The 2,909-nt window shown below is 60.6% G+C and carries 4 protein-coding genes and 1 rRNA gene; 1 reads left to right on the top strand and 4 read right to left on the bottom strand.

Annotated features, from left to right (window positions below):
• The first annotated feature begins 91 nt into the window (after window positions 1-91).
• Entirely contained in the window at window positions 92-253 is a 162-nt protein-coding gene (locus IE158_RS13280; protein WP_189644185.1) for a hypothetical protein, read from the top strand.
• Window positions 254-589: 336 nt separating this feature from the next.
• Here IE158_RS13280 and IE158_RS13275 read toward each other — a convergent pair whose 3' ends face one another.
• From IE158_RS13275 to IE158_RS13260, 4 genes are all read right to left on the bottom strand, one after another.
• Complete coding sequence (locus tag IE158_RS13275) at window positions 590-1,411, bottom strand: Cof-type HAD-IIB family hydrolase (protein WP_189644184.1); 822 nt, start codon at window positions 1,409-1,411, stop codon at window positions 590-592.
• 183 nt (window positions 1,412-1,594) lie between these two features.
• Window positions 1,595-2,086, bottom strand: coding sequence for an AAA family ATPase (locus IE158_RS13270; RefSeq protein WP_189644183.1), 492 nt, complete (start codon window positions 2,084-2,086; stop codon window positions 1,595-1,597).
• Complete coding sequence (locus IE158_RS13265; RefSeq protein ID WP_189644182.1) at window positions 2,083-2,559, bottom strand: NUDIX hydrolase; 477 nt, start codon at window positions 2,557-2,559, stop codon at window positions 2,083-2,085. Before IE158_RS13265 ends, IE158_RS13270 begins: the two co-directional genes overlap by 4 nt.
• Before the next feature lie 192 nt (window positions 2,560-2,751).
• Window positions 2,752-2,909, bottom strand: a 16S ribosomal RNA gene (locus IE158_RS13260); the annotation flags it as partial.

Below are 2,909 nucleotides of genomic sequence, written 5' to 3'. Positions count from 1 at the left end.
GCGGTAGCCTGCTGAGCAGCGGATTCTGTTGTTTTCACACTCTCAGGAAACCGTGAACAGACGGCCCTATCAAGCTTGATGGGGCCGTCTGTTGGTTTTTGCCGTCTGGAACGAGGTCAAACTGAAGTTGTCACCTACTGAGGAAGCTCAGCTTTTCGATATTCGCCTGCACGCGATGGAAATGACGGACATGGGCGGAGTCAGCCTGTACGACCCGCAAGCCGATGAATGGGATTTCGGACTGGAAGAATGACCATAAAATGGACCTGTGCCTAAAGTCTCAGCCCCCTAACTTGCCGCTGAGGAAATCCCTAAGCATGTCTCAGGGCGAGATGCTTTAGCTTCACGCAAAGGCGATAAGCGCTGCCTCGTTTGCACGTCAACTGTCCACAAGACCGGTAAGGTTTCACGGCGCTTACGCCAATGCAGCGAGTGCGGTGCGGTACTTGCCAAGGAACTGAAGTGCAAACATTGCGGGCAACACAGGATTTGGCGCGGTAAAAAGGGCACGTATTGCCAAGGCTGCGGACGGCAGCATATCCCGTCTGCTGGTGCTTAGCGTCCCAGCATGACCATCAGCACAACAAAACTACGATTTGTCATCCCCCACCAACCGCTCCAACACCGCCGCCACCCCGTCTTCCTCGTTGCTTAGCGTTACCTCATCCGCTGCAGCCAAGGCCTCGGCGTGAGCGTTTGCCATCGCGACCCCATGCCCCGCCCAGGCCAGCATTTCGGCGTCGTTGGGCGCGTCTCCGAAGGCCAGCACGTTCTCCTGCGCCACGCCCAGCTCGGCGCACAGGCGGGCCAGACCAGCCGCTTTGGTGATGCCTTCGGCGGCCACTTCGACAAAAGGGGCTCCACTATGGGTGGCGTGAAACCCGTCCAGACCTAGCCCGCGCACCTCGGCCAGCAGGTCGGCGGGGGTCAGCGTGGGGTGCCGCAGCGCCAGCTTGAGGCTAGGGCTACTCAGCACCTCGGTCAGCGGCAGCGCGGTCATATGGCGGGGGTCGCGCTTGTGGTCGCGCTCGGCAGCCAGAGCCGCGTAGCCCGCCTGAGCGTAGAACCCTTCCCCCGCCTCGCGGATGCTGACGGCCACCACATCAGGCACCCGCTCCAGCAGCGCCTGAACCAGTGCGGTCTGCGCCTCTACGCCTAGCAGGGATTCAAACAGCACCTCGCCTGTGCTCAGGTGTACCGCCAGTGCGCCATTACTGCACAGCGCCCACTCCGCAAACCCTGCCTGCTGCCCAATCAACTTGACCCCATGCGGCTGCCGCGCCGTCACGGGCACCACAGGTATGCCCGCCGCCCGCACCGCGTCCAGCGCCCGGCGGGTACGTGGGCTGACACTAAGATCATTTCTGAGTAGGGTTCCATCCAGGTCGCTGGCAATGAGACGGGGGAGCATGTGGTCAGTGTAGGGGATGACGGCAAAGGGCTGAGCGGTGAACTTATAGCGTCAGTGTCAACCCGTAATCGGTAATCACCAACCTCAACACCATGAGACAGCCTCTCCTCCTGCAGCGTTGATGCTCACTGCTACGGCCTACGCTCCATTCCCGCCGCCAGGCCATGATGTGGAAGGCGCAGGCTAGCCCAACGCCCGCAGGGACTCAGCCACTTCATGGCCACTGCGGAGCACATAGACCCGCTGAGGACGGTGTGCGGCGATGGTGTCCAGAATGGCAGGGACTTTGGCCGGGAAACGCCAGGTGTAGCGCACGAATTCCCAGGTAGGCAAGCGGCGCTTCAGGCCGTGCATATGCGGATGGGCCCCACTCAACTCCCGCCAGATAACACGCGCCGTACACAGTTCGCGCGATAGGCCCAGCAGAATAACAGTATCCGCCCGCTCCAGTCGCCGCTCCAGGGTGCTGTTGTAGTTCCCGTCCACAATCCACCGCTCACCTGCCAGTGCTTCCGCCAACCGCGCCAACCACACCCCGCGCTCCGCCCGCACCCAACCCGCGTTCCAGTAGAGGTCATCCAGATGAATGAGCGGCAAGCCTGTACGCGCTGCCAGCCTCTTTGCCAGGGTGCTTTTGCCCGCGCCAGGGCTACCGATGACAAGCACGCGTTTCATGCCCGCGTATCTGATACGAAGTGGGCGATTTGGCCTGCGGGCACATTTAGGAGGTCGGGGACGCAGACCGGATACAGCAGAATGGTCGGCAGCTCTGCGAGAGGGACCCACCGAAACTCCACCGCCGCATTGTCAAGGGCATGCGAAGGCAGCGGCCCCGCCAACTCTACGCGGAAGCAAAAGCTGAGTTCGTGGCACTCGCGGCCACCCAAGACAAAGAAATTCTCCACCAGCCCGCAAAGTCTAGGTGCGCCAATGGTCTGCCCTGTTTCCTCCTTCCACTCACGCACAGCCGCAGCCTGAGCAGGTTCGCCAGTCAAGACAGCACCCCCTGGAAGGGAGTAAAAATCTGGAAACCGGGTATCCCAGCAAGTCAGCAGCTGAGCCCCACGCAAGCAAAGGAGGCTGGCCCGCACTTGTAGCAGCACACCGTTAGGTGCGGTGAAACGGAAGTCTGTAGAGGAAGAAGGCATAGGTCGGCATTGTACCGGAGGGCCATACTGGCTGCCTGCGCCAAATGGCTTAGAGGTCAATCTCAGACATATGACCGTCCATGTACCCAAGTTACATTGAGCAGGGAGATCACAAAGAAAGCCCCCAGGCACGAGGCCTAGGGGCTTAGAAAAGCAGATGCTGAACAGAAGATATAGTGCGGAGCGCTATAGAAAGGAGGTGATCCAGGCGCACCTTCCGGTACACCTACCTTGTTACGACTTCACCCCAGTCATAAACCACAGCCTAGACGCCTGCCTTGCAGCTCCCAGCGGTTTCAGCTGCAATCTACTCCCATGGTGTGACGGGCGGTGTGTACAAGGCCCGGGAA

The sequence above is a fragment of the Deinococcus piscis genome (genome assembly GCF_014653275.1).
GTDB classification, from domain to species: domain Bacteria; phylum Deinococcota; class Deinococci; order Deinococcales; family Deinococcaceae; genus Deinococcus; species Deinococcus piscis.
The sequence above is the reverse complement of the archived record's forward strand: the minus strand, read 5'-3'. Positions and strand labels throughout refer to the sequence as shown.